We start from the raw sequence: 24,759 nt of genomic DNA on the forward strand, positions 1-24,759 counted from the left end.
GCAAAAACCATTACAACGTATTCAACCGCGCCGGGCAACGTTCCAGCAGCTCCACGCTGCCATCTTCATTCTGCTGCTCCAGCAGTACATCAAAGCCCCACAGGCGATGCACATGCTTCAGCACCTCTTTGCGTCCTTTATCCAGCGGCGCCCGGTTGTGCGGAATATAGCGCAGCGTCAGGGAGCGATCGCCGCGTAAATCCACGTTCCATACCTGAATGTTGGGTTCAAGGTTGCTCAGGTTGTACTGGGAGGAGAGGCGAGAGCGGATCTCACGGTAGCCTTCCTCGTTATGGATCGCAGAAATCTCCAGGTAGTTATTGCGGTCGTCATCCAGCACGGTGAAGAAGCGGAAATCACGCATGATCTTCGGCGACATAAACTGGCTGATGAAGCTCTCATCCTTAAAGTCACGCATCGCGAAATGCAGCGTTTCCAGCCAGTCAGAGCCGGCGATATCCGGGAACCAGTATTTATCTTCTTCCGTTGGCGACTGGCAGATGCGTTTAATGTCCTGGAACATCGCAAAGCCGAGCGCGTACGGGTTAATGCCGCTATACCACGGGCTGTTGTAAGGCGGCTGGAACACCACGTTTGTATGGCTGTGCAGGAACTCCATCATGAACCGCTCGGTGACTTTCCCTTCATCGTACAGATGGTTAAGGATGGTGTAATGCCAGAAGGTGGCCCAGCCTTCGTTCATCACCTGGGTCTGTTTCTGCGGATAGAAATACTGGCTGACCTTACGCACGATGCGCAGGATCTCACGCTGCCACGGCTCCAGCAGCGGCGCGTTTTTCTCCATAAAATAGAGCAGGTTTTCCTGCGGCTCAGACGGGTAGCGACGCGCTTCGGCAACCGCTTTCTCTTCTTCACGTTTCGGCAGGGTGCGCCACAGCATATTCACCTGGCTTTGCAGATACTCTTCGCGGCTTTTCTGCCGCGCTTTCTCCTCCTGAAGGGAGATTTTCTGTGGACGTTTGTAACGATCAACGCCGTAGTTCATCAGCGCGTGACAGGAGTCGAGCAGTTTCTCCACTTCGTCCACGCCGTAGCGCTCTTCGCAGTCGGTAATGTACTTACGCGCGAAGATCAGGTAATCGACAATCGAGCTGGCATCCGTCCAGCTGCGGAACAGGTAGTTATTCTTGAAGAACGAGTTATGTCCATAGCAGGCATGCGCCATCACCAGCGCCTGCATGGTAATGGTGTTCTCTTCCATCAGGTAGGCGATACACGGATTGGAGTTGATCACGATCTCATACGCCAGCCCCTGCTGGCCGTGCTTATATAAGCGCTCCGTTTCAATGAATTTTTTACCAAACGACCAGTGCGGATAATTGATCGGCATCCCGACGCTGGAGTAGGCGTCCATCATCTGCTCGGACGTAATGACTTCAATCTGATGGGGATAAGTATCCAGACGATACAGTTTTGCCACCCGGTCGATTTCGGCGAGATAGACATCCAGCAACTCGAAGGTCCAGTCGGGTCCATCGCTCAGACGTGTGCTGTCCTTATTCAGGGAATCAATAGTAGCCATTAGCGCGCCCTCGTTGTGGGAGCTCTCTCTGTCTGGAGAGCCTCCTGATAAGCATAGATCACCGTGTTAAAAAGCGTGCTGGAGCAGAAATTTTTTCTTTGCGATTTCCCGTTTTTGATGCGGCAAAAAAAGCGGTCTTCACAGAATTTTATACTGGTTAAAAATAACGCGCAGCAGGAGATCCCAAATTCGCCTCATCCCCTGATGCTGGGGGATGTGTGAGGTAAGTCACCATAAAAAAGTCGTATGTTGAATAATATTTTCAACTAGGTTATCAATCTGTAATTAGAAGATTGTTCTTTTGCACATATGGAGTGGCTATGCGTGTTGTCATACTGGGAAGTGGTGTCGTTGGCGTAACCAGCGCCTGGTATTTAAGTCAGGCGGGACATGACGTGACCGTAATCGATCGTGAGTCAGGGCCTGCGCTGGAAACCAGTGCGGCGAACGCCGGACAGATCTCTCCGGGCTATGCCGCGCCGTGGGCGGCACCCGGCGTTCCGCTGAAGGCAATTAAGTGGATGTTCCAGCGCCATGCGCCGCTGGCCATCAGCCTCGACGGCACCCAGTTCCAGCTGAAGTGGATGTGGCAGATGCTGCGCAACTGCGACACCCGGCACTACATGGAAAACAAAGGTCGGATGGTGCGTCTGGCGGAATACAGCCGTGACTGCCTGAAAGCACTGCGCGCCTCCACCGGTATTGAGTACGAAGGTCGTCAGGGCGGCACGCTGCAGCTGTTCCGTACGGCGCAACAGTATGAAAACGCCACCCGTGATATTGCCGTGCTGGAAGATGCGGGCGTACCGTATCAACTGCTCGAAGCCAGCCAGCTTGGGCAGGTTGAACCGGCGCTGGCAGATGTGTCGCACAAGCTGACGGGCGGCCTGCGTTTGCCGAATGATGAAACCGGCGACTGCCAGCTGTTTACGCAGCGTCTCGCGCAGATGTGCGAGCAGGCGGGGGTGAAATTCCGCTTTAATACCGCGGTCGATAAACTGCTGTCAGAAGGCGGCAGTATCTACGGCGTGAAGTGTGGCGATGAAGTCATTAAAGCGGATGCCTACGTCATGGCGTTTGGCTCCTATTCCACCGCGATGCTGAAGGGCATTCTCGACATTCCGGTTTACCCGCTGAAGGGCTACTCCCTGACCATTCCGGTAAAAGAGGACAGCGGGGCGCCAGTTTCCACCATTCTGGATGAAACCTACAAAATCGCCATTACCCGCTTCGATAACCGCATCCGCGTTGGCGGGATGGCGGAGATTGTCGGCTTTAACACCGAGCTGCTGAAGCCGCGCCGTGAAACGCTGGAGATGGTGGTTGGCGACCTGTTCCCGCGTGGCGGTTTTGTCGAGCAGGCAACCTTCTGGACCGGGCTGCGTCCAATGACGCCAGACGGCACGCCAATTGTTGGCCGTACGCCGTTCAAAAACCTGTGGACCAATACCGGCCACGGTACGCTTGGCTGGACAATGGCCTGCGGCTCTGGCCAGCTGCTTAGCGATTTGATATCCGGGCGCACGCCGGCAATTCCGTTTGACGATTTAAGTGCCGCACGCTATCAATCGGGGTTTACCCCTTCGCGTCCACAGCACCTGCACGGCGCGCATAACTAAGGAGTTGTCATGTCCCGTCCTGTTCTGGCTCAGCTCGATTTGCAGGCCCTGAAGGATAACCTACAAATTATTCGCCGGGCGGCGCCAGGTTCACGCGTCTGGTCGGTGGTGAAAGCCAATGCCTACGGCCACGGTATCGATCGTATCTGGAGTGCGCTCAGCGCCACCGATGGTTTTGCGTTACTGAATCTGGAAGAGGCCATTCTGCTGCGCGAGCGCGGCTGGAAAGGGCCCATTCTGTTGCTTGAGGGGTTCTTCCACGCCGACGATCTGCCGCTGCTGGATAAGTACCGGCTGACCACCAGCGTTCACAGCAACTGGCAAATTAAAGCGATTCAGGATGCAAAACTGCATGCGCCGCTGGATATTTATCTCAAGGTGAATAGCGGTATGAACCGCCTGGGCTTCCAGCCTGAGCGGGTCCATACGGTATGGCAACAGCTGCGCGCCCTGAAGAACGTGGGCGAAATGACGCTGATGGCGCATTTTGCCGATGCGGAAAAACCGGACGGTATTGCCGATGCGATGGTGCGCATTGAGCAGGCGGCAGAAGGGCTGGATTGCCCACGTTCGCTCTCCAACTCAGCGGCCACGCTGTGGCATCCTGAGGCGCATTATAACTGGGTGCGTCCTGGCATTGTCCTTTATGGCGCCTCTCCCTCAGGCCAGTGGCAGGATATCGCCAACAGTGGCCTTAAGCCGGTGATGACCCTGCGCAGCGAAATCATCGGTGTGCAGACGCTGAAGGCCGGCGACACGGTGGGCTATGGCAGCCGTTACCGGGCGACAGGCGAGCAACGGATTGGTATTGTGGCGGGCGGTTATGCTGACGGCTACCCGCGTATCGCGCCGAGCGGCACGCCAGTCTGGGTAGACGGGGTGCGTACGGGAACGGTGGGCACCGTCTCCATGGATATGCTGGCCGTTGATCTCACGCCATGTCCGCAGGCGGGCATTGGTTCCCCGGTCGAGCTGTGGGGTAACGAAGTCAAAATTGATGACGTGGCTGCCGCGGCGGGGACGGTAGGGTATGAACTGATGTGCGCGCTAGCCCCAAGAGTGCCGGTTGTGACGGTGTAACGTGTCTGTGTGCCGGGTAAGCGTCAGCGCCACCCGGCAAAAAACCACTACTCCACGTCCTCTTCCATCGGCCGCAAACCGACTTTCCGCACTGCGTTATCTTCTTTCTCTGCTACGGTCCAGATCATCCCGGCAAACTCCACCTGGTCACCCACAACCGGGGCCGCACCAAGGCGCTGCTGGATGATTTCGCCCAGCGTTTGCTGGTTATCGTCGCCTTCAGCACCTTCATCCAGCCCATAAATCAGGGCCACATCCGCAAACCTGGCGCTGGCTTCCAGAATAAAATCGCCGAAGAAACGCTGATCCAGCGCCACCGGAGGCGACTGGCTGAACAGTTTACCCAGGGCGGGCAGGTCCCGCTCACGGCCAATCACACACAGAATATCGCCTTCGCGTAGCCGGGTGCTGCCGGTTGGGTGCAGCAGGACATTATCGCGGAACAGGGCGGCAATTCGCGTTTCCGCAGGCATGTGCAAATCGCGCAGCGATGCCCCCACGCACCATTTATCAGCGCTGAGCTGGTAAACAAACTGTTCCCACGGGTTTTCCGGGTGAATATCCAGCCCCACGCGGGAAACCGGCCAGCCCACAGGAGGAACCACCACTTTGGCTTTTTTCGCTGCCCACCCGAGCGAGGTTCCCTGGAACAGCAGCGAGATCAGCACCACGAAGAAGGCGACGTTAAAGAACAGCCGCGCGTTATCCAGTCCGGCCATCATCGGGAAGACAGCCAGGATAATGGGTACCGCGCCGCGCAGCCCCACCCAGCTGATAAAGACCCGTTCGCGCAGGTTGAAGCCGCGAAACGGCAGCAGACCGGCAAACACCGACAGGGGGCGTGCGAAGAAGATCATCCACGCCGATAAAATCAGCGCCGGAACGGCAATCGGCAGCAGGTCTGACGGCGTCACCAGCAGGCCCAGCACGAGGAACATCCCGATTTGCGCCAGCCAGGCCAGCCCGTCGAAGTTCTGCAAAATGGCGTGACGGTTGCGAATAGGGCGATTGCCCAGCAGGAAGCCGCAGAGATAAACCGCGAGGATCCCGCTGCCGTTCAGCGCAGTGGTGACGGCAAAAATGAGAATGCCGCCGCTCAGGGCAAGCAGCGGATACAGCCCCGAAGGCAGCGATATCCGGTTGATCGTCTGCTGAAGCAGGTAACCCCCGGCCAGGCCGAGCGCAATCCCCAGGCCGAACTGCTGCAGGATATGCAGGACAAACATCCAGCTTAAGCCTGTTTCATGCTGCTGGATCATCTCTATCAGCGTGATGGTGAGAAATACCGCCATCGGATCGTTACTGCCGGATTCAATCTCAAGCGTGGACCCGACGCGTTCGTTCAACCCTTTGCCCCCCAGCAGGGAAAACACCGCCGCCGCGTCGGTTGAGCCGACAATCGCGCCAATCAGTAAACCTTCCATCAGATCGAGATGGAACAGCCACGCCGCCATCATGCCGGTCAGACCGGAGGTAATTAACACCCCGACCGTCGCCAGCGACAGGGCGGGCCCCAGCGCCACGCGAAATGAGCTCGCCTGGGTGCGCATCCCGCCGTCGAGCAGGATCACCGCCAGCGCAAGGTTACTGATCATGTAAGCGAAAGGGTAGTTATCGAAAGGAATACCGCCGATACCATCGACACCCGCCAGCATGCCGATGGCAAGGAAAATAACAAGAATAGGTATGCCGAGACGCGATGAAAATGAACTTAATAAAATACTACAGGTTACGAGCACAGAACCCAGAATGAAAAGACTGATTATCGCTGTGGCATCCAATGTTGTCTTACTCCCACCTCAATGTTAATGCTGTTACTAAAACCCTAACATATTAACGACGGAAACAGCGGTTTATTGAGGGGGATTAACGGCTTTTTTATGCCTTTAAGACCGGATGACCCCCAATCGTTAACCGACTGCCCGTTTCATCATGCTTCAGGGTGGCCTGCGCGCCTAACGCCAGGGTGACGGTTTGCTGCTCGTGGCCGAAGTCCAGCCCGGTAATAACAGGAATATCAAGGCGTGAGCGGATGAAATCGACCATTGTTTCCAGCGAGTATCCTGCGTCATAGTCATTCGGTGCGGCACCGGTAAAACTGCCAAGAATAACCGCGGATTGACGTTCCAGAATACCGGCGTAATACAGCTGCAATAACATGCGCTCGACGCGGAACGGATGTTCATTGATATCTTCCAGCACCAGAATGCCGCCGTCAATTTGCGGCAGCCATGGCGTTCCAATGAGCGACACCAGCATTGCCAGATTTCCGCCCCAGAGTTGTCCTTCACACGACCAGTGCGGCCCGTTGCCCTGCCACTCAACGCTGTAGGTCGGGTTTTTCAGGGCGCGCCAGAAGTTTTCCACCGTAAATGGGTCAAGCTCGGGTGCCCCGAAATTACCGGCCAGCATCGGGCCGCTGAAGGTCACCACGTTATGCAGCGCGAGCAGCCCGAGCTGGATTACGGTAAAGTCGCTGTGGCCGCAGATAAGCAGCGGATCCTGCTGCTGACGCTTTGCCAGCCCTTGCCAGTCAATACTCTCCAGCAACCGGCTCGCACCATAGCCGCCGCGCACCGCCAGCACGATATTGTTCTCACCCTGCAGGTTCACCAGGCTGTTGATATCATTCAGCCTTTGCGCTTCCGTACCGGCAAAACGCTGCTGGCGGCGGGGGATAATTGTCTGATTTTCTACCGGGTAACCGAGTTCCAGTAAGCGCTCAACGCCCCGCTGTGCCGCCTCCTGGTTGATGCAGTACCCGGACGGCGCGATAAGATGAAACTGAGACATGGCAATTCCTTGCTGAATGAGAATCTAATTGTCTATATCATGCCGCTTATACGTTGCCTGCTTCAAGGGCGATGACCGGCTATAAGGATAGATGACGTGAAATTGAGATGGTTTGCTTTTTTGATTGTGTTGCTGGCTGGCTGTAGTTCAAAACATGACTATCAAAACCCGGCATGGAACCCGGAAGTGCCTGTAAAACGGGCCATGCAGTGGATGCCGATCAGTGAACAGGCAGGCAAGGCCTGGGGCGTCAGCCCGCGACTGATCACGGCGATCATTGCCGTGGAATCCGGCGGTAACCCAACGCTTGTCAGCAAATCTAACGCCGTGGGGCTGATGCAGCTTAAGGCCTCAACCGCAGGGAGAGAGGTCTACCGCTATATGGGCTGGCGTGGTCAGCCGTCAACCAGCGAGCTGAAAAACCCGGAACGCAACATCTCCATGGGCACGGCCTATTTGAGCATTCTGGAACACGGCGTGCTGAAGGGAATCGAGGATCCTGAAGTGATGCAGTATGCGCTGGTGGTCTCTTACGTGAACGGCGCGGGTGCGCTGCTCAGGACGTTCTCATCGGACCGTAAAGAGGCGATAGAAGAGATCAACGACATGGACAAAGACGAGTTCTTTGAACACGTGGTGAAAAATCATCCGGCACCACAGGCTCCGCGTTATATCTGGAAAGTTCAGAAAGCAATGGATGCCATGTAATGCCGTTGTCGGGCGGCCTGTGTGCTGCCCGGCTCCTGTCACAACACTTTATTCGCCCGCTCCCGCGCCTCTCGCTCCAGAGAATAGATAATCCGCTGCAGTTCACGCTCTGCGCCCGGCCCGACGTTCAGGAAGCGGAAGCTCAGACGCGGCGTGACGATCGTTTCATTTTTGCTGTCGACCACCTTACGCTCGCTGATGGCAATCAGCTGCGCATCAAAGTAAAAACGCCCCCAGCCTCCCATATCCAGTTCGATTTGGGTAAATCGCATGCCTTCTACCAGTCCGTCAGGCTTTGGCGTATCCATCAGCGCACCCATGCCGCCCAGGGAGAGGTCAAAAAGGCGAAAGCGGATCTCTTTTTTGTCCGGCATTTTGGCCTTACCAAAATAGGCAGGGTGAAGCGGGGCACTGATACGAAAATATTCACGGCGCTGAACAAACCAGAGGTTGGCCGGCAGCGGGGTGACAAACGCCGGAAGACCACCGTATTCGCTCAGCTCCAGGCGCGGCAGGACAAATTCCACTTTTGCGCCGTGCGTTTCTGCCATCACCGAGATTTTCTCCGCCCGCAGCGCGGCGCGGTTTTCATGCTCCTGGCTGCCCAGGTCAATGACCAGCCTCTCTGCAGAAGCATCCAGGATCTTGCTGATGAACTGATTGTTTGACCAGCTGATGCGCAGCGGCACCTCGCCTTTTTGCAGGTCGCGCAATACCCCTAATACAGCCAGCGGATTTTGCTTCAGGAACTGCTCACTGTAATTACTCACGCCGGATGGCTCCTTGATAAATGACAGACTGTCTCTGCGTTATCGGCAGCGTGAAACGAAACTTAATACAAACCGGTGAGTTTTTTTCGCAGTACAGAGAAGTTAAGTCGGTGAGATGAAATCGGTTTTACCGTGATGACCTATACTTACGTTACCTGCGCGGAGGGTTTTCTGCGCATGCGTTAAACCTGCAAGAGGGCATCGCTATGGGTATTATCGCGTGGATCATCTTTGGTCTTATTGCCGGGGCTATCGCTAAACTCATCATGCCGGGAAATGATGGCGGCGGCTTTATATTGACCTGTGTTCTTGGGGTTATTGGTGCGGTTGTCGGCGGCTGGCTGGCGACCATGTTTGGTTTTGGGGGCGACATCAGTGGATTCGACCTGCACAGTTTCCTTGTGGCTGTGGTGGGCGCCATTGTTGTCCTGGGCATATTCAGGTTGCTCCGACGGGCATAGATGACACAAAACGGCTCTCGCGACAGGGCCGTTTTTTTTGCCGTGATATTGATTTGCTAATCGAAATGATAATAATTGTCGTTCCTAGTTACATATAATCACAAGACGACATTATGAACACCTCACGTTTTGCAGTATGCGCGTTGGCAGGAGCCGTGACGCTGGCATTACAGGCACAGGCATTTGCTGAAGAATCCATCATTCTTGTCACCGGCTCTGAGCAGGGCAGCGTACTCCCCGCATGGACAAACAGCGCAACCAAATCGGCCGTTGCCGAAAGTAAAACGCCGCAGGTGATCGATACCGTCTCTGCGCAGCAGATCGCGCAACGCCATGCCAACTCCGTGAACGAAATCCTGCGCTATGTTCCGGGCGTTTCGACAGAGCTGCGTGGCAATACCACCTACATGAGCGAATATAAAATCCGTGGTTTTTCCGTTGACCAGGAGTTCTACAACGGACTGCAACTGCCGTATAACGTCACCGGAAATACCAAAGCGCGCATCGATCCACTACTGATTGAAAGCGTTGATATCCTCAAAGGGCCATCTTCTGTGCTCTACGGCGGTGGCTCCCCGGGGGGGCTGGTGAATATTCAGGGTAAAAAGCCACAAAAAACCGCCCATACCGAGTTGGGTTTCAACACCGGCAATCGCAATCTGAAAGAGGGGTATCTCGACTCGACCGGACAAATTGCCGACAGCGACTGGAACTACCGCCTGCTGGGCAAAGCCACGGAAAATGACGATCAGCCCCATACCACGCGCTATGAAAATTATCTGGTTGCCCCGTCCGTGACCTGGGAGCCGGACAGCAAAACGCGTCTTACGGTTGATGCACTGGCGCAAAACTCCCCGAGCCTGTCTCCATCCAACCCGTTGCCGCTTGCTTATCTGCGCTCGAAATATGCCGACCGCCGGGATTATGCCGGGGATGAGTGGAGCGGTTTCAAACAGCGTCAGTGGATGCTGGGCTACAGCTTTGAACATGAGTTTGACAGTGGCTGGGGCTTTAACCAGAAAGCACGGTACTTTGATGTCGACACCCACCAGCGCAGCGTTTATGCCACGGGGACGGGGAGCGCGGTCTACCAGCTTAACCGGTTTGCTTACACCACGGATGAAGATCTGAAGAGCTTCAACATCGATAACCAGGTAACCAAAACCGTGGCGCTGGGAGAGTGGAAACACCACCTGTTGGCCGGGTTTGACTATCAAAAGATGGACTCTCACTTCTACTACCGTTATGCCTCAACAACGCCTGGCATCGATATGCGAAATCCTGACTATTCGCAGATCAATGAACGCGATCTCGGGTTGTATACGGGGCAGAAAAATCGTCTGAGCTATCAGCAAAACGGCTATTACCTGCAGGATCAGGTGGAGTTTGGCGGTTTAAATCTGCTGGCCAGCCTGCGTTATGACGATTACCGCTCGGTAACCACCAATTATATGCAGAATGGCGACAAGGCGTGGGTCTCGCAGGACCGCGTGACCAAACGCCTGGGCGCGCTTTACGCGTTTGAGAATGGGCTGTCACCGTTCATCAGCTACTCTGAAGGGTTTGCCCCGGTGTCGCCGCAGGGTACGCTCACGGCTAAAGAGGTGAAGCCAACCACCAGCAAGCAGGTGGAAGGCGGGGTGAAATACCTGCTGGCGGATTACGCCACAACCTTTACCGCCTCGGTATTTAATATCCGTCAGAAAAATGTCGTCACCTCCGATCCGGGCTTCCTGAATTACAGCCAGACCGGAGAAGTGGAATCTAAAGGGGCTGAGCTCTCAATCGTCAGCCGCCCAGCAGATAACGTGACCCTGATTGCCAACTATGCCTACACCCATCTGATCAATACCGAAGATGACAAATACCAGGGCAAACGGCCAACGCAGGTACCGGAGAACGCGTTCAACCTGTGGGGGGATTACACCTTTGACAACACGCCGCTGAGAGGGCTGATGCTGGGGGCAGGGGCGCGCTACACCGGTCCAATGGAAATTTCACCGAACAACGATGCGGGCAAACTGGGCGGCACCATGCAGTACGATCTGGCGGCCTCCTATCGTATGGGGGAAATCCTGCCGTCGCTGGAGGGATTGACGCTGAAAGCCAGCGCGCAAAACATCACCAACAAAGAGACGCTGACCTGCTACGACGCGACAAACTGCTGGATTGGGCGTGACCGGACGTATCAGTTGGGGGCGAGCTACAGCTTCTGATTATCGTTTCCCTCTCCCGCAGGGAATGCAGGCCGGGTAGGCGTTAGCGCCCCCCGGCATTGTTCACTTACTGCGCCGTACTTTTCACCGGCGCAGCCTCATCATTCGCCGCAGGCTGATTCTGCGGCACGCTGTCACACGGTTTCTCTTTCGGACAGACCAGATCCAGCATCTTCAGCGTCACGCCGTTGCTCCAGCCGAATCCATCCTGTAGCGGATACTCACCGCCGCCACCGCCCGTACCGGTGGAGGAGACATCATATTTCTCCACCAGTTTCTGCTCGCGATCGTAGGTATGCTGAACATTTTTCAGGAAGCGCCAGGTGACATCCATCGCGACCTTGTCCTGTCCATAATTCTGCAACCCTTCCGTGGCTACCCACTGCAGTGGCGCCCAGCCATTGGGGGCATCCCACTGCTGGCCGCTGTTCACGGTGGTGGTGGTGATGCCGCCCGGTTTCAGCAAACGTGAGGACGTCGCTGCAGCCACTTTATCCGCGCGATCCTGTGCCGCGGCCTTCACATACAGCGGGAAGAGGGCTGCAGCCGTGAGCTGATTACGCACCTTCTTACTCTTCAGGTCGTAATCCGCATACCATCCCTCTTTATCGTTCCACAGATACTTCTCCATCGCCTTCTGGCGCGCCGTGGCCAGGGCTTCATATTTGCTCGCGCTGGCGGCATCGCCACTCTCCTGGCTTGCCCGGACGAGCAGTTTTTCCATCTTGAACATCAGGGCGTTCAGATCCACCGGCACAATACTGGTGGTGCGGATGGTGCCCAGCTTTTGCGGATCGTCCATCCAGCGGGAACTGAAGTCCCAGCCTGAGGCCGCCGCAGAGCGCAAATCGCGGTAGATTTCGGTTGCCGGGCGGTTAGGGTTGCTTTTGGCGGTGGTGATATCGTCAAGCCACGACTCCGGACGCGGCGTGTCGCGGTCATCCCAGTAGCGGTTAAGCAGCGAGCCATCCTCCAGCTTCACCACGCGTTTGTTGGCCTCTCCGGCCTGCAGCGCATCTGCGCCCTCCATCCAGTAGGCGTACTCCTTTTCCATTTGCGGACGGTATTTCTTCAGCGCCTCGCTGTCGTGCGTGGCCAGCAGTTCCACCATCAGCGAGAAAAATGGCGGCTGGGAGCGGCTCAGATAGTAACTGCGGTTGCCGTTCGGAATGTGCCCCCATGTATCCAGTTCGTAGGCAAAGTTGTCCACCATATCGCTGATTTTGTCCCAGTGGCCGCTTTCCGCCAGCCCTAACATGGTGAAATAGCTGTCCCAGTAGTAGACCTCGCGGAAACGCCCGCCCGGCACAACGTAGGATTTTGGTAAGGGCAGGAGTGAATCCCATTTGTTACTGGCTTTATCGGTGGTACGCGTCAGCACAGGCCACAGCCCGTCAATATGCTCACGCAGGCTCTGCCCCGCAGGAGGAACATATTTTTCCCCTTCCGCGGGAAGCGTGAAGTTCATATCAACAAAATGGCGTAAATCAAACCCGGACTGACGACGCTGCATGCGGTAGTCGGCCAGGATCGTCAGGGGATCGCTTTTCGGTACGGCATCGGCAAAGGTTTTTTGATCGGGGAAGAGTTTGGCGCTCTGGACATCGTTGAAGAGAGGGCCGAGCAAGATATCCGGTGAATTTGTCTGGCCAGAGTTCATCTCTTCCGCGTTGCCTGTCGCGGCAACCGCGAGCAGCGCACTGCCCAGAACCAGAGGTAAGAGGCGAGGGCGCAGCTTTTGAGGTGTTATCATCGGTGCTTCTCCTTATTTCGCTGAGCAGCGGTCACGCTGTAATCATTCACCAGAAAACCTTAGTCGAATATTCCGCGCTTCGCGTGTCGAACATCGCACTTTGCACAAATCCAGACAATTTACCGTTGCGTTTAATGCCCCGGTGGCGCGGCTGAAATATTGATATTGTGAATGGCTGTAGGCGAGAAAATAAATTGCGATCCGTTACGCATAATTTTCCGGATAAAGGCTTTCTTTTAATTATCCCGATCACATAAAGCAAAAAACATAACTTCATGGTGAAAAAACATAATGGATCGCCTCGTTGCGCTCAGGCGAAATTATTGCCAAAGCAGAAACCGGTTTCATCAATAAGGAGTAACGTGATGTCAGTGAGTGAAAAAATTCCGGTCCGGGAAAAAATAGGCTACAGCCTTGGAGATGCCGCGAGTCATATTGTTTTTGACTCTTCGGTCGCCATTCTTGCGTATTACTATACGGATATTTATGGCTTACCCCCGGCCGTAATGGGAACCATGTTTCTTTTGGTCCGCTTATTAGATGCCATTACCGACCCCGTTATGGGAGCGATTGCCGATGCAACATCCACACGCTGGGGACGTTTTCGTCCCTGGCTGCTGGCGATATGCGTTCCTTTTGCGGTGAGCTGCGTGCTGGTATATTCCATACCTGATTTTTCTGAAACCGGGAAAATTTATTATGCCGTTGGCGCGTATATATTTATGACCCTGATGTATACAGCCATAAATATCCCGTATTGTTCTTTGGGGGCGGCGCTAACGTCCGATCCGCGTGAAAACCTCTCGTTGCAGTCCTGGCGCTTTGCCATTACGCCAATTGGCGGGGCGCTCGGCACCGCGTTGATTCTGCCCCTGGCGGACTATCTCTACCCCGGCGACAGGGCGACCGGCATCCAGGTGGCGATGGCGCTTTTTGGCGCAATCGGCTGCGTGATGTTTATCATTTGTTTTGTCACCACCAAAGAGCGCGTCCAGCCGATCAAAGAGGAGAATCTGAACATTGCCCGGGACGTTAAAATCCTCTTTCGTAACGATCAGTGGCGCATTCTCTCGATCTACAACTTTATGATGCTGGTGGCGGTGGTGATCCGCGGTGGTGCAGTGGTCTATTACGTGAACACTGTTCTCAACAAGGGGGCTGACGTCATCTCGTTCTTTATGTTGGGTGGGATGCTGGCCTCGATGTTTGGTTCGGTTCTGGCGCAGCCGTTCGGGACCCGTTTTTGCAAGGTTAAACTCTCGTTCTGGATCAATATTCTCAACGCTGCGTTAGGCGTGGCCTGCTTCTGGCTGCCGCTGGAGTTCTGGGTCATTCCACTGATTGCCCATGTGCTCATTCAGATTGTCCAGGGCGGTAACGGCGCGTTGCAGTGGTCAATGATCACTGATGCAAATAATTACGGTGAATGGAAAACCCAACGTCGTATTACAGGTATGAATGTTGCGGCCAATATTTTCGTGATTAAGTTGGGTGTCGCCGTCGGTGGTGCTATTCTGGGTTGGGTGCTGGCCTGGTTTAATTACCAGTCGAACAGTACCGTACAGTCAGAATCCGCCATTCAGGGCGTTATTTTATTGTTCACGTTAATCCCTTCACTCTTTTATTTACTCACCGCATTCTCGATCAAATTTTATAAATTAACTGAAAACGTCATGAATGGCGTGGTGAGTGATTTAAACAAAGGCGAATTCGCTAACTCTTAATAGTTGAAGCAGTAAGCCGATAATTCATTTGAATTATCGGTGAGGTTCTCTGTGTCCGTCAGGAAATAATGATTAACTCACGAGGATGGAGTCGATGAAAGTGAAAAATATTGCACTGCTCGTCAGTGCGTTTTGTTCTACCGCAGCAATGGCAGCAAATGATACCCAACGTCTGGAAGATAAACTGGCGCAACTGGAGGCGCGCCTCGAAAAGGCCGAAACAAGGGCAGCAAAGGCAGAAGCACAAATTCAGGTTCTTGAGCAACAGCAGCATCCCGTGGTAGCTGCAAATCCTGTGGTGGTTGAATCCACAGAGCCTGCGACAGCGCAAACGGCACCTAAGCTTACGTTATCCGGCTACGGTGATATTAAATTTTATGGTGACGTTGAATTTAATATGGATGCGGCCAGCAAGACCGGCAGTTTAACGTCCATGAAAACGACAGCCAATAAAGACTGGGCACCCGGTAACCATGAACGCTGGGATATTAACGGGCGTTTGCTGCTGGGGTTTGACGGCTATAAGCGAATGGAAAACGGCAATTTTGCCGGTTTCTCCGTACAGCCGCTGGCGGACTTGACGGGCAAAATGAACCTGGATGACGCGGTCTTCTTCTTTGGCACGGAAAACGACTGGAAGGTAAAAGTTGGTCGCTTTGAAGCCTATGACATGTTCCCGCTTAACCAGGATACCTTCGTTGAATATTCCGGCAACACCGCTAACGATCTCTACGGCGATGGTTACGGCTATATCTATATGATGAAAGAGGGGCGGGGGCGTAGCGACAGCGGCGGTAACTTCCTGATGAGTAAAACCCTGGGCAACTGGTATCTCGAGGTTAACACGCTGCTGGAAGACGGCAGCTCGCTGTTTGTTGACCAGCAGTATCATGGCATGGACCTGGATAACGATAAAAACGTCGCCTACGTCCGTCCGGTGATTGCCTGGCAGGAAGGAAACTTCTCGACCGCCATCGCGATGGAGAGCAACCTCGTCAACAATGCCTACGGCTACCACGATGCGTCCGGAAGATGGGTCGACCAGTCTGACCGCACCGGCTATGGCTTTACCATGACCTGGAACGGGCAAAAAACCGATCCGGATGACGGTATCGTGGCGAACCTGAATACCGCCTACATGGATGCTACCGACGAGACGGATTTCACCGCGGGCGTGAATGCCTTATGGCGCAATGTTGAGCTGGGCTATATCTACGCGCATAACCAGATCGATAATTTCAACACCGCCAACTTTAATGCGGATTGTGATGGCGACTGCTGGGTGACCGATCCCGGTGATTATGATATTCACACCATTCATGCGTCGTACCTGATCCCGAACGTCATGAAGATGAAGAATTTCAATATCTATCTTGGTGCGTATGCCTCCTGGGTTGAAGCACATCCGAATGACGGCGATGACCGTAACGACGATCGCTATGGCGGGCGCGTGCGCTTCAAATACTACTTCTGATGTCCTGCGCCAGTCAGGCCTCTTCCGGGGTCTGGCTGGTCTCCCGCAGCGTGCCCGGCGCATGGCCGATTATTCGCTTGAACGCCCGGCTAAACGCCGCAAGGGATCCGTACCCCAGGCGCAGTGCGACCGTTTCAATAGGCTGATTTTCATGGCGAATGTACTGAATGGCCAGGCGCATCCTCAATTCGCTGAGGTATTTCGCCGGGGTGGTGCCCGTCGCGGCGAGAAAACGTTCCGCAAACACCGAGCGGGAGGTGCCAGCCTCTTTTGCCAGATCCGCCACGCTCCAGTTCAGACCCGGCTGCTGGTGCATGGCGTAAATGGCCCGGCTCAGACGCGGGTCACGCAGTACCTGGACCCAGCCGGTGGCTTTTCCGCAGCCTCCTTCAACCCAGCCCCGCACGATTAGCGCCGCCACTACGTCCGCCAGCCGCGCGAGGATCCCGGCGAATCCGGCCTGACGCGTCATGGATTCGCGCTCCATCGCCGCCAGCAGCGGGTGGATCTCCGGCCAGGTGGACATCAACCGGCTCACCATCATTACTTCCGGCATCGCTTTAATTAGCGGCTGCATTCCGCCCAGTTCAAAGTCCATGCATCCGCTGAAAATCACGGTGTTCTCGCTGTCCGGGCAGGGTTCGCAGGTGATGGCGCAGACCGAGCCGCAGATAGGCTCGCTGGGAAACGCGCTAACCGGCGTGATGGTTGCTTTCTCGTCAGACAGCAGGGCGTGCGCATTACCGTTCGGAATAAAAAGGGCATCGCCACCGCTTAAGGTAAACGTTGCGCCATTCTCCATACGCAGCAGGGCGCTGCCACGGCTGACAAAATGAAACTGTGCTTTGCCCGGCGCCTGGTGGAACGCCACGCCGAAAGGCGCGCTGGCTTCAATGCGGCGGTATTTCACGCCCGACAGGCGCATTCCGCGCAACAGCTCGCTGATCAGATCGGGGGACTGAGCGGTCATGGCAAAACTCCGGACGAATAATCAATAAGTGGAGATTATATGTCATAGATCGTCCAGGATGAACACTCTATCCTTTTGCGACAGTTGTCACATTTTCATAACGGGAGATCAACAGATGAGTTCATGTGTCGCGGCGAGAGAGGCTGTTGTGCCTGCAAAACCCGCCTGGCGGGCCGTCTATTCACTGGGGCTGGGGGTGTTTGGTTTGATCACGGCGGAGTTCCTGCCCGCCAGTTTGTTAACGCCCATGGCCGCAAGCCTGGGCGTAACGGAGGGGATGGCTGGGCAGGCAGTGACCGCCACCGCGCTGGTCGCGCTGGTCACCGGATTGCTGATCACCCCGGCGACCAAAAGTATCGACCGTCGCTGGGTACTGATGTTTTTCTCGGTGCTGCAAATCGTCTCCAGCCTGCTGGTGGCTTTTGCACCCACGCTGCACGTACTGCTGATGGGACGCCTGCTGTTAGGGATTGCCATCGGGGGATTCTGGGCGATGTCGACCGCCACGGCGATGCGTCTGGTGCCTGCCGATAAAGTGCCGAAAGCGCTGGCGGTGATCTTCTCCAGCGTGTCAATCGCCACTGTGGTCGCGGCCCCGCTGGGCAGCTATCTTGGCAGCCTGATTGGCTGGCGTAACGTCTTTATCCTCTGCATTCTGCCGAGCATGCTGGCGCTGCTGTGGCAGCTCTGGGTACTGCCGTCAATGAAGCCGGAGAGCAGCGGCAGCCTGGGGACACTGTTCCGCGTGCTGCGTCGTCCGGGAATGATCGGTGGAATGCTGGCGACCATTCTGATCTTCAGCGGTCATTTTGCCTTCTTTACCTATCTGCGTCCGTTCCTTGAAACGGTGGGGCAGGCAAGCGTGGAGAGCATCTCGCTGATCCTGCTGGGCTTTGGGATAGCCAACTTTATCGGTACCTCCGTAGCCGGACATCTGCTGGCGCGTAATCTGCGCCTGACGCTGGCGCTGGTACCGTTCGCCATGGGCGTGCTGGCACTCACCATGGTGGCGTTTGGTCATCTGGCGATACTGGATGGATTACTGGTGGCGATGTGGGGCTTTGCGTTTGGTCTGGTTCCGGTGGGCTGGTCAACCTGGCTTGCCACGACGGTGCCAGATGAAGCCGAAAGCGCAGGTGGTTTGCTGGTAGCCTCTATCCAGCTGGCAATCAGCGCCGGTGCGGCCGTGGGCGGGGCGGTATTTGACCTCAACGGCGCCAGCGGCGTCTTTGCCGGAAGCGGTTTCCTGCTGGTAACGGCGATGGTGATTGTGTTGATGGGCGTGAAGGTTAAGGCGGAGTGATTTATTAGCCGGGTAAGCGCAAGCGCCACCCGGCTTAAACCTTACAACCCTTTCTTATCCATCAGCACCGCCAGATCCACCAGGCGGTTAGAGAAGCCCCACTCGTTGTCATACCACGCCAGAATTTTCACCATCCGACCACCAATCACCAGGGTGGAGAGACCGTCAATAATCGAAGAGCGCGGGTCGCCCTGATAATCGCTGGAGACCAGCGGTTCATCGCTGTATCCCAGAATGCCTTTCAGTGGCCCGCTGGCCGCGGCTTTGCGGAACGCATCGTTCACCTCTTCGGCCGTAACGTCACGGCTCAGCGTTACCGTTAAGTCCACAATCGAGACCACCGGAACCGGTACGCGCAGGGAATAGCCGGTCAGCTTGCCGTCCAGAGACGGGATGACTTTCCCCAGCGCCTTCGCGGCACCGCTGGAGTACGGCACAATCGACAGGGCTGCTGCACGTGCGCCGCGCAGATCTTTTTCCGGCTGGTCGTGCAGCGCCTGGCTGTTGGTATAAGCGTGCGTGGTGTTCATCAGGCCATGCTCAATACCAAACTGCTGATGCAGGACCTGAGCAGCCGGGGCCAGGCCGTTCGTGGTGCAACTCCCGTTGCTCACTACCACGTGCTTAGCCGGATCGTACTGCTCGTGGTTAACGCCCATCACCACCGTCAGATCGTCATTTTTACCCGGCGCGGAGATGATGACGCGCTTCGCCCCGCCGTGGGTGATATGCACCAGCGCTTTTTCGCGCTCGGTGAAGAAACCGGTCGCTTCAATCACCACGTCAACGCCCGCATCGCGCCAGGGAATATTCGCCGGATCGCGTTCGCTAAAGACGGTAATGCGCTGGACGTCAACCTGCAGCGCGCCTTCCGCCGCTTCAACGGGTGCCGGTAGTGTGCCGAGCAGGGAATCATGCTTAAGCAAATGGGCGAGGGTTTTGCTGTCCGTCAGATCGTTAATCGCCACAATCTGCAGGTCCGGATTGCCCAGCGCCGCGCGCAGGAAATTACGTCCGATACGGCCGAAACCGTTAATGCCGACCTTAACCATAATGCACTCCTTATCTCTGTTGTCTGGAGTCACTGTAGGCTTCAGGCCGGATGGCGTAAACGACAAAAAAGGATCACATTACGCCATTTTGCGGCAGTGAAAACGCTGACGGTATTCACCGGGTGTGAGGTGGAGCTGTTTTTCAAATACGCGACGCAGGTTGATGCTGGTGCCAAATCCGCTTTTCTCGGCGATAACGGACAGCGGATCGTCGGTCTGTTCAAGCAACTGTCGGGCTGCGGCAAGGCGCGCTTCGGTCACATAGCGTGCCGGAGACGCCCCCGTGTCGCGGGTGAATACCCGGGTGAAGTTGCGCGGGCTCATGGCTACTTTTTCCGCCAGCTTTTCGACGCACAGATCGGCCGTCAGGTTTTGCAGGATCCAGGTTTGCAGCTCGCTGATGGGGCCGGAGGAGCCGGACTGCGACAGGTTATAGCGGCTGAACTGTAGCTGTCCTCCCGGGCGGCGCAGATACATCACCATATCCTGCGCCACGTCGCGCGCGAGGCTGAAGCCATAATCGTCTTCCACTAGCGCCAGGGTCAGATCAAAGCCGGAACTCACGCCACCGGAGGTCCAGACAGGGCCATCCTGAATATAGAGCGGCCCCCCCTCAACACGGATGGTGGGGTACTGCGCTTGCATGGTTTCCAGCAGCCGCCAGTGGGTGGTTGCCCGACGGCCGTCAAGCAAACCGGTCTGGGCCAGCAGCATTGCGCCACCGCAAATGGAGGCGATCCGCCGCGCATGGGGGGCTGCAAGATGCAGCCAGTCCACCACGGCGGTGCTCTCCTGCTCGTTCATACCGCGCCCGGTAATGATGATGGTATCAAGCGGCTCACGGGGATCCAGCTCCGGCAGGCGATAATCTGCCAGCAGATTGAGACCAGACTGGCCGTGGATCACCTGGTGCGGCTGGGTCGTGGCGATGATGATGCGATAGCAGGGCTGCGCAAGGCCTCCCGGGTGCAGGCGGTTGGCTTGCATCAGAATGTCGGCGATGCCGGCGGCTTCAAACAACATGCCGCCGTCAGGAACAATAATCAGGATCTTCTTCATGTCCTGAAAAGTACCTTTATTGCAAAATAAGTCAAGCGGAGGGCAAGGGCGTTGGCTGGCACAACACACCTTTCTGGCAAAGCAAAGTGATTTAAGTTCTTTGTTATTTCAGGCGTTATCCCGGATCGTCAGCATATTATCTCTGGCGAAACGGCTCTGAAGGAATGGGTAAACGAAGCTCCCTCTATTTACATCCGCAGCAACGCGACCAAATTCACCATCTCGCCTCGGGGTTTCTCTGGCGAACCGAACTGCCCACGTGGCTATTGATCGCCACCATTTATGGCGGCTGGTTCTCGACGCTGGCGTTCTGGCACACCCTGGGTCTGCTGCCTGCCACGCTGTTGCTGATTGGGTTTACCGCCTGGTATATGTCCCTTCAGCATGAATTGATCCACGGCCATCCCACGCGTTTCGTGTGGCTGAACCAGCTCTTTGGCACGCTGCCGCTGGCGGTCTGGTATCCGTATGGCCTGTACCGGGATTCTCATCTGGCCCACCATCGTCACGACCATCTCACCATTCCGGTGGATGACCCGGAGTCATATTACTTTACGCAGGCGAGCTGGGCGCGATTGTCGCCCTGGCAGAAGCGGGTGATCCACGCCCGAAACACCTTTACCGGGCGACTGTTGCTGGCGCCGCTGCTGGATATTCTCCAGACGCTGGGCAGCGCGGTGGCGGCGTTTCGCCATCTTCAACTGCGGGCGATGGTGATGTGGCTTGTGCATATAGCGTTATTGGCGCTGCTTTTTACCTGGATGATGCACAACGGTTTCTCTCCGCTCTGGTTTGTGCTGGCGGTAAGCTACCCGGCGCTGGCGCTGACAAAAGTACGCTCTTTTCTGGAACATCGCGCGGCGGACGACCCGCTGGCGCGTTCGGTGATTAACGAAGCAGGCTTGTTCTGGCGCCTGCTGTTTTTAAATCTTAACTACCATTCAATACATCACGATTTACCCGGCGTGCCCTGGTACGGGCTGAAGACGATCTATCTGCAAAACCAGCAGGCGTACCGGGAGCGTAACCACGGGTTTCTGGTCAGAGGATATGGCGAATGGATGCGACGGTTCTGGAAAACGTCGGTGGACGTCACCGTACATCCCTGGCGTCAACAGGAGGAAGGAGATGAGTAACCGGCTGGCGTTTCCGATGTATGCGGTGGATAGTACAGATACTCTTGCCCTGTGGCGGGCCGTCCAGCGTCTGCTGGTGGCGCGTGGTCTGCCGGTGGATAAGTTTATTCCCGGCAGGCCTGAGCCTGACCTGCTGGCACACTGGCAGCAGCCTAATCTTATCCTGAGCCAGACCTGCGGCTACCCGCTGATGACACAACTGCCGGAGGTGCAGGTCGTCGGCTGTTTTCACTACCGGGTACCGGGCTGCGAAGGGATAAATTACCGCAGTTTTCTGGTGGCACGTGATGAGGATAAACACCGCACGCTGGCTGATTTTCGCGGACGGCGGGTGGTATGTAACGCGCCCGATTCCCAGTCTGGCTACAATGCGCTGCGCAACCGCGTGCCGTCACGTGCGTTAAACGCCTGGTTCTCAGAGGTTATCTTTAGCGGCAGCCATCGCCAGTCGCTGATCGAAGTAAAACGTGGGGGAGGGGATATCGCAGCGATCGACTGCGTGACGTATGCGCTGTTGCAGCGGCATGAACCGACCCTGCTGGCGGGGCTGACTGTGATTGACCAGACGCCCTTTACGCCAGGACTGCCGCTAATCACTGCGTCCGGCACCACCCCCGAAACGCTTCATGCCATCCGTGATGCGCTAACCACGCTGGTGAGCGCCCCGGAATACCGGGGCGTGTGTGATGCGCTGTTCATCGGCGGGTTTAGCGTCGTGGCGCGTGAGGCCTGGTCTGTGTTAACCGGGATTACAGCGGACGGATCTCTTTCGAGCGCAGGGTGAGGCGGACAGGCACCGATTTATACGACGGCGTGCCGCTCTCTTTATCCAGATAGTTGAGCGGAACCAGCACGTTGGCCTCAGGATAGTAGGCCCCGACCGAGCCCGGAGCGATGGCATACGCCACCACAGTGATATCCTCCAGACGCTGAGCGCTGCCCGGCAGGGCGGTTTCGATATCCACCCGGTCGCCGTGCTCCAGTCCTGACTGCGCCATATCCGCTTCATTCATAAACAGCACGTCGCGACGGCCAAAGACGCCCCGGTAGCGGTCGTCGAGAGCGTAAATCGTGGTGTTGTACTGGTCGTGACTGCGCAGCGTGATCAGACGCAGGACGTTATCGCCTTCACCGCTGGCATCTTCATTGACCCCTTCAAATACCGAGAACATCGCTTTGCCCGTCGCCGTCGGCCAGATACGTTTCGTGGGCGGCAGCGGCATACGGAATCCACCGGGTAACCGGATCCGCGCGTTATAGTCCTCAAAGCCCGGAATGGTCTGCTCAATCAGATCGCGAATGCGATCGTAATCCGCAACCAGGTGCATCCAGTCCACGCGGGTTGTCTTCAGGGTTGCCTTCGCCATGCCGGCCACAATAGCCGGTTCGGCGCGAAGCAGGGGAGAGGCAGGTTTCAGCTTGCCTGAGGAGGCATGAACCATCGACATGGAATCTTCAACGGTAATGGACTGACGTCCGCTGGCCTGCATATCCAGTTCCGTGCGGCCAAGGCAGGGGAGAATGAAGGTCTCTTTACCCACCAGCAGGTGCGTACGGTTCAGCTTGGTGCCAACGTGCACGCTCAGATCCAGCTTACTCATCGCCGGGAAGCCGTTTTCGTGATCGGGCATCGCCACCGCAAAGTTGCCGCCGAGGCAGATAAGCGCTCTGGCACGACCGTCAATCATGGCCTGGGTTGCCTGCACTGCGTCGTGGCCATGGTGAGAGGGCGGCTCAAAGCCAAACACCTCCTTAAGACGGTTCAGAAATGCCGGGGTTGGTTTCTCGCTTATCCCGACGGTACGGTTTCCCTGAACGTTAGAGTGGCCGCGCAGCGGACAGATCCCCGCACCGGGCTTGCCTATATTGCCGCGCAGCAGCAGCACATCGGCGATCAGGCGGACGTTGGAAGTCCCTTTATTATGCTGCGTAATGCCCATGCCGTAGGTAATGATGGTGGCATTCGATTTCGCGTAGGCATCGGCGACCTGTTTCAGCGCCGCCTGGCTCAGCCCGGACTCGCGCTCAATGGCGTCCCAGCTCGTTTGCGCAATGTCTGCCGCAAAGTCTTCAAAGCCCTGTGTGTGTTCAGCGATAAACGCGTGGTCGAGCACGTTGCCGCGCCCGGCTTCCATTTGCAGCAGGTGTTTGGCGATGCCTTTTAGCGCGGCGGCATCGCCCCCGGCTTTAACCTGAAAGTAGGTAGAGGCGATGTCGGTAGAGCTGTAGGTCGCCATCTCAATCACGCTCTGGGGATCGGCAAACCGTTCCAGCGCGCGCTCGCGCAGCGGGTTCAGGACGATGATCGGCACGCCGCGGCGGGCCAGTTCATGCAGAGTGCCCATCATACGCGGATGGTTGGTGCCGGGATTATGCCCGATGGAGATCACCAGCTCCGTCTTGTCAAAATCGTCCAGCGAGACGGTGCCTTTTCCGATACCAATAGAGCGCGGTAAACCGACGCTGGTGGCTTCGTGACACATGTTGGAGCAGTCGGGAAAATTATTGGTTCCGTACTCACGGGCAAAAAGCTGGAACAGCCAGGCCGCTTCGTTGGAGGCGCGACCGGAGGTATAAAACTCCACCTGGTCTGGTTCAAGCCCACGCAGAACCTCGCCGATGCGTTCGAAGGCATCCTCCCACTCAACGGGGCGGAAGGTATCACTTGCCTGGTCATAGCGCAGGGGATGGGTCAGGCGCCCGTATCCTTCCAGCTCAAAGTCAGATTTTGCCAGTAACGACGTAACGGTGTTATGAGCGAGGAACTCAGGGGTCACCCGTTTGCTGGTGGCTTCCCAGGTGACCGCTTTTGCCCCGTTCTCGCAGAACTGAAATGTGGATTTATGCTCTTTGTCTGGCCACGCGCAGCCCGGGCAGTCGAAGCCGTCAGGCTGGTTGGTGCGCAACAGCGTGGCGGGAGCATCCAGGGCATCCATCTGTGTTCGCACGGCAATTGCCGTCGCTTTTAATGCTCCCCAGCCGCCTGCAGGGCCGTCGTAAGGTCTGATGCCGGGAACGGCACGTCGTTTGTTATTCATTCCAAATTACCCTGTTAGACCGCGGGTCGTGCATGATGCGGCTGAGAAAAATTAAAGAAA

General features: G+C 56.2%; 19 protein-coding genes. 10 read left to right on the top strand and 9 right to left on the bottom strand.

Annotation, left to right across the window (positions count from 1 at the left end; translation table 11 throughout):
• Positions 1–10: 10 nt before the first annotated feature.
• A complete protein-coding gene (locus tag ACMWKA_RS10240; RefSeq protein ID WP_013096153.1) occupies positions 11–1,543 on the bottom strand; it encodes a SpoVR family protein in 1,533 nt (510 codons plus the stop codon).
• Positions 1,544–1,863: 320 nt separating this feature from the next.
• Here ACMWKA_RS10240 and ACMWKA_RS10245 point away from each other — a divergent pair, with 320 nt between their 5' ends.
• Both ACMWKA_RS10245 and dadX read left to right on the top strand, forming a co-directional pair.
• Positions 1,864–3,162: a D-amino acid dehydrogenase gene (locus ACMWKA_RS10245; RefSeq protein ID WP_414760170.1), complete on the top strand. Its 1,299-nt coding sequence runs from the start codon at positions 1,864–1,866 to the stop codon at positions 3,160–3,162.
• A 9-nt stretch (positions 3,163–3,171) separates the two neighbouring features.
• Entirely contained in the window at positions 3,172–4,242 is a 1,071-nt protein-coding gene (dadX, locus tag ACMWKA_RS10250) for a catabolic alanine racemase DadX (RefSeq protein ID WP_161657809.1), read from the top strand.
• A gap of 47 nt (positions 4,243–4,289) precedes the next feature.
• On the opposite strand, the gene ACMWKA_RS10255 is transcribed toward dadX, so the two are convergent.
• Positions 4,290–6,023 carry a potassium/proton antiporter gene (locus tag ACMWKA_RS10255; protein WP_013096157.1) on the bottom strand — a complete coding sequence of 578 codons (1,734 nt, stop codon included), beginning with the start codon at positions 6,021–6,023 and terminating at the stop codon, positions 4,290–4,292.
• A gap of 97 nt (positions 6,024–6,120) precedes the next feature.
• Positions 6,121–7,035 carry a muramoyltetrapeptide carboxypeptidase gene (ldcA, locus tag ACMWKA_RS10260; protein ID WP_057071797.1) on the bottom strand — a complete coding sequence of 305 codons (915 nt, stop codon included), beginning with the start codon at positions 7,033–7,035 and terminating at the stop codon, positions 6,121–6,123.
• 96 nt (positions 7,036–7,131) lie between these two features.
• Between ldcA and emtA the strand changes: the two genes are divergently transcribed.
• The gene (gene emtA, locus ACMWKA_RS10265; RefSeq protein ID WP_023621731.1) at positions 7,132–7,743 is read left to right on the top strand and encodes a membrane-bound lytic murein transglycosylase EmtA; all 612 of its coding nucleotides are present in this window, start codon (positions 7,132–7,134) and stop codon (positions 7,741–7,743) included.
• 38 nt (positions 7,744–7,781) lie between these two features.
• Here emtA and ycgR read toward each other — a convergent pair whose 3' ends face one another.
• Positions 7,782–8,513 carry a flagellar brake protein YcgR gene (gene ycgR / locus ACMWKA_RS10270; protein ID WP_023621730.1) on the bottom strand — a complete coding sequence of 244 codons (732 nt, stop codon included), beginning with the start codon at positions 8,511–8,513 and terminating at the stop codon, positions 7,782–7,784.
• A gap of 206 nt (positions 8,514–8,719) precedes the next feature.
• Here ycgR and ACMWKA_RS10275 point away from each other — a divergent pair, with 206 nt between their 5' ends.
• Together ACMWKA_RS10275 and ACMWKA_RS10280 are read left to right on the top strand one after the other, a co-directional pair.
• Positions 8,720–8,974, top strand: coding sequence for a GlsB/YeaQ/YmgE family stress response membrane protein (locus ACMWKA_RS10275; protein WP_020690853.1), 255 nt, complete (start codon positions 8,720–8,722; stop codon positions 8,972–8,974).
• Between the two features lie 113 nt (positions 8,975–9,087).
• Positions 9,088–11,190: a TonB-dependent siderophore receptor gene (locus ACMWKA_RS10280; RefSeq protein ID WP_414760171.1), complete on the top strand. Its 2,103-nt coding sequence runs from the start codon at positions 9,088–9,090 to the stop codon at positions 11,188–11,190.
• Between the two features lie 67 nt (positions 11,191–11,257).
• On the opposite strand, the gene ACMWKA_RS10285 is transcribed toward ACMWKA_RS10280, so the two are convergent.
• The gene (locus tag ACMWKA_RS10285) at positions 11,258–12,943 is read right to left on the bottom strand and encodes an alpha,alpha-trehalase (RefSeq protein WP_414760172.1); all 1,686 of its coding nucleotides are present in this window, start codon (positions 12,941–12,943) and stop codon (positions 11,258–11,260) included.
• 365 nt (positions 12,944–13,308) lie between these two features.
• Here ACMWKA_RS10285 and ACMWKA_RS10290 point away from each other — a divergent pair, with 365 nt between their 5' ends.
• Both ACMWKA_RS10290 and ACMWKA_RS10295 read left to right on the top strand, forming a co-directional pair.
• Positions 13,309–14,667: a glycoside-pentoside-hexuronide (GPH):cation symporter gene (locus ACMWKA_RS10290; RefSeq protein ID WP_013096164.1), complete on the top strand. Its 1,359-nt coding sequence runs from the start codon at positions 13,309–13,311 to the stop codon at positions 14,665–14,667.
• Positions 14,668–14,761: 94 nt separating this feature from the next.
• Positions 14,762–16,141, top strand: coding sequence for a carbohydrate porin (locus ACMWKA_RS10295; RefSeq protein WP_414760173.1), 1,380 nt, complete (start codon positions 14,762–14,764; stop codon positions 16,139–16,141).
• A 13-nt stretch (positions 16,142–16,154) separates the two neighbouring features.
• Here the strand turns inward: ACMWKA_RS10295 and ACMWKA_RS10300 are convergent, their stop codons facing one another.
• Positions 16,155–17,111, bottom strand: a complete 957-nt coding sequence (locus ACMWKA_RS10300; RefSeq protein WP_029882287.1) for an AraC family transcriptional regulator — start codon at positions 17,109–17,111, stop codon at positions 16,155–16,157.
• Between the two features lie 115 nt (positions 17,112–17,226).
• Here ACMWKA_RS10300 and ACMWKA_RS10305 point away from each other — a divergent pair, with 115 nt between their 5' ends.
• The gene (locus ACMWKA_RS10305; RefSeq protein WP_013096167.1) at positions 17,227–18,414 is read left to right on the top strand and encodes an MFS transporter; all 1,188 of its coding nucleotides are present in this window, start codon (positions 17,227–17,229) and stop codon (positions 18,412–18,414) included.
• A gap of 41 nt (positions 18,415–18,455) precedes the next feature.
• Here ACMWKA_RS10305 and gap read toward each other — a convergent pair whose 3' ends face one another.
• Together gap and ACMWKA_RS10315 are read right to left on the bottom strand one after the other, a co-directional pair.
• The gene (gene gap / locus ACMWKA_RS10310) at positions 18,456–19,466 is read right to left on the bottom strand and encodes a type I glyceraldehyde-3-phosphate dehydrogenase (protein ID WP_414760174.1); all 1,011 of its coding nucleotides are present in this window, start codon (positions 19,464–19,466) and stop codon (positions 18,456–18,458) included.
• A gap of 78 nt (positions 19,467–19,544) precedes the next feature.
• Entirely contained in the window at positions 19,545–20,525 is a 981-nt protein-coding gene (locus ACMWKA_RS10315) for a GlxA family transcriptional regulator (RefSeq protein ID WP_020690861.1), read from the bottom strand.
• Positions 20,526–20,689: 164 nt separating this feature from the next.
• Here ACMWKA_RS10315 and ACMWKA_RS10320 point away from each other — a divergent pair, with 164 nt between their 5' ends.
• Together ACMWKA_RS10320 and ACMWKA_RS10325 are read left to right on the top strand one after the other, a co-directional pair.
• Positions 20,690–21,661, top strand: coding sequence for a fatty acid desaturase (locus ACMWKA_RS10320; protein WP_414760175.1), 972 nt, complete (start codon positions 20,690–20,692; stop codon positions 21,659–21,661).
• Positions 21,654–22,445: a phosphate/phosphite/phosphonate ABC transporter substrate-binding protein gene (locus ACMWKA_RS10325; RefSeq protein ID WP_414760176.1), complete on the top strand. Its 792-nt coding sequence runs from the start codon at positions 21,654–21,656 to the stop codon at positions 22,443–22,445. The genes ACMWKA_RS10320 and ACMWKA_RS10325 overlap by 8 nt, the downstream gene beginning before the upstream one ends.
• Here the strand turns inward: ACMWKA_RS10325 and ACMWKA_RS10330 are convergent.
• A complete protein-coding gene (locus ACMWKA_RS10330) occupies positions 22,411–24,699 on the bottom strand; it encodes an FdhF/YdeP family oxidoreductase (protein ID WP_414760177.1) in 2,289 nt (762 codons plus the stop codon). The two genes, ACMWKA_RS10325 and ACMWKA_RS10330, sit on opposite strands and share 35 nt — an antisense overlap.
• Between the last annotated feature and the right edge of the window lie 60 nt (positions 24,700–24,759).

It is taken from the genome of Enterobacter sp. 03-F-07-AD-ECC (assembly GCF_047530935.1).
Lineage (GTDB): Bacteria > Pseudomonadota > Gammaproteobacteria > Enterobacterales > Enterobacteriaceae > Enterobacter > Enterobacter cloacae.

Coding starts and splice junctions, on each gene's coding strand:
- ACMWKA_RS10240 (WP_013096153.1), bottom strand. CDS start 1,543: ATGGCTACTATTGATTCCCTGAATAAGGACAGCACACGTCTGAGCGAT.
- ACMWKA_RS10245 (WP_414760170.1), top strand. CDS start 1,864: ATGCGTGTTGTCATACTGGGAAGTGGTGTCGTTGGCGTAACCAGCGCC.
- dadX (WP_161657809.1), top strand. CDS start 3,172: ATGTCCCGTCCTGTTCTGGCTCAGCTCGATTTGCAGGCCCTGAAGGAT.
- ldcA (WP_057071797.1), bottom strand. CDS start 7,035: ATGTCTCAGTTTCATCTTATCGCGCCGTCCGGGTACTGCATCAACCAG.
- ACMWKA_RS10275 (WP_020690853.1), top strand. CDS start 8,720: ATGGGTATTATCGCGTGGATCATCTTTGGTCTTATTGCCGGGGCTATC.
- ACMWKA_RS10280 (WP_414760171.1), top strand. CDS start 9,088: ATGAACACCTCACGTTTTGCAGTATGCGCGTTGGCAGGAGCCGTGACG.
- ACMWKA_RS10285 (WP_414760172.1), bottom strand. CDS start 12,943: ATGATAACACCTCAAAAGCTGCGCCCTCGCCTCTTACCTCTGGTTCTG.
- ACMWKA_RS10290 (WP_013096164.1), top strand. CDS start 13,309: ATGTCAGTGAGTGAAAAAATTCCGGTCCGGGAAAAAATAGGCTACAGC.
- ACMWKA_RS10295 (WP_414760173.1), top strand. CDS start 14,762: ATGAAAGTGAAAAATATTGCACTGCTCGTCAGTGCGTTTTGTTCTACC.
- ACMWKA_RS10300 (WP_029882287.1), bottom strand. CDS start 17,111: ATGACCGCTCAGTCCCCCGATCTGATCAGCGAGCTGTTGCGCGGAATG.
- ACMWKA_RS10305 (WP_013096167.1), top strand. CDS start 17,227: ATGAGTTCATGTGTCGCGGCGAGAGAGGCTGTTGTGCCTGCAAAACCC.
- gap (WP_414760174.1), bottom strand. CDS start 19,466: ATGGTTAAGGTCGGCATTAACGGTTTCGGCCGTATCGGACGTAATTTC.
- ACMWKA_RS10315 (WP_020690861.1), bottom strand. CDS start 20,525: ATGAAGAAGATCCTGATTATTGTTCCTGACGGCGGCATGTTGTTTGAA.
- ACMWKA_RS10320 (WP_414760175.1), top strand. CDS start 20,690: ATGGGTAAACGAAGCTCCCTCTATTTACATCCGCAGCAACGCGACCAA.
- ACMWKA_RS10325 (WP_414760176.1), top strand. CDS start 21,654: ATGAGTAACCGGCTGGCGTTTCCGATGTATGCGGTGGATAGTACAGAT.
- ACMWKA_RS10330 (WP_414760177.1), bottom strand. CDS start 24,699: ATGAATAACAAACGACGTGCCGTTCCCGGCATCAGACCTTACGACGGC.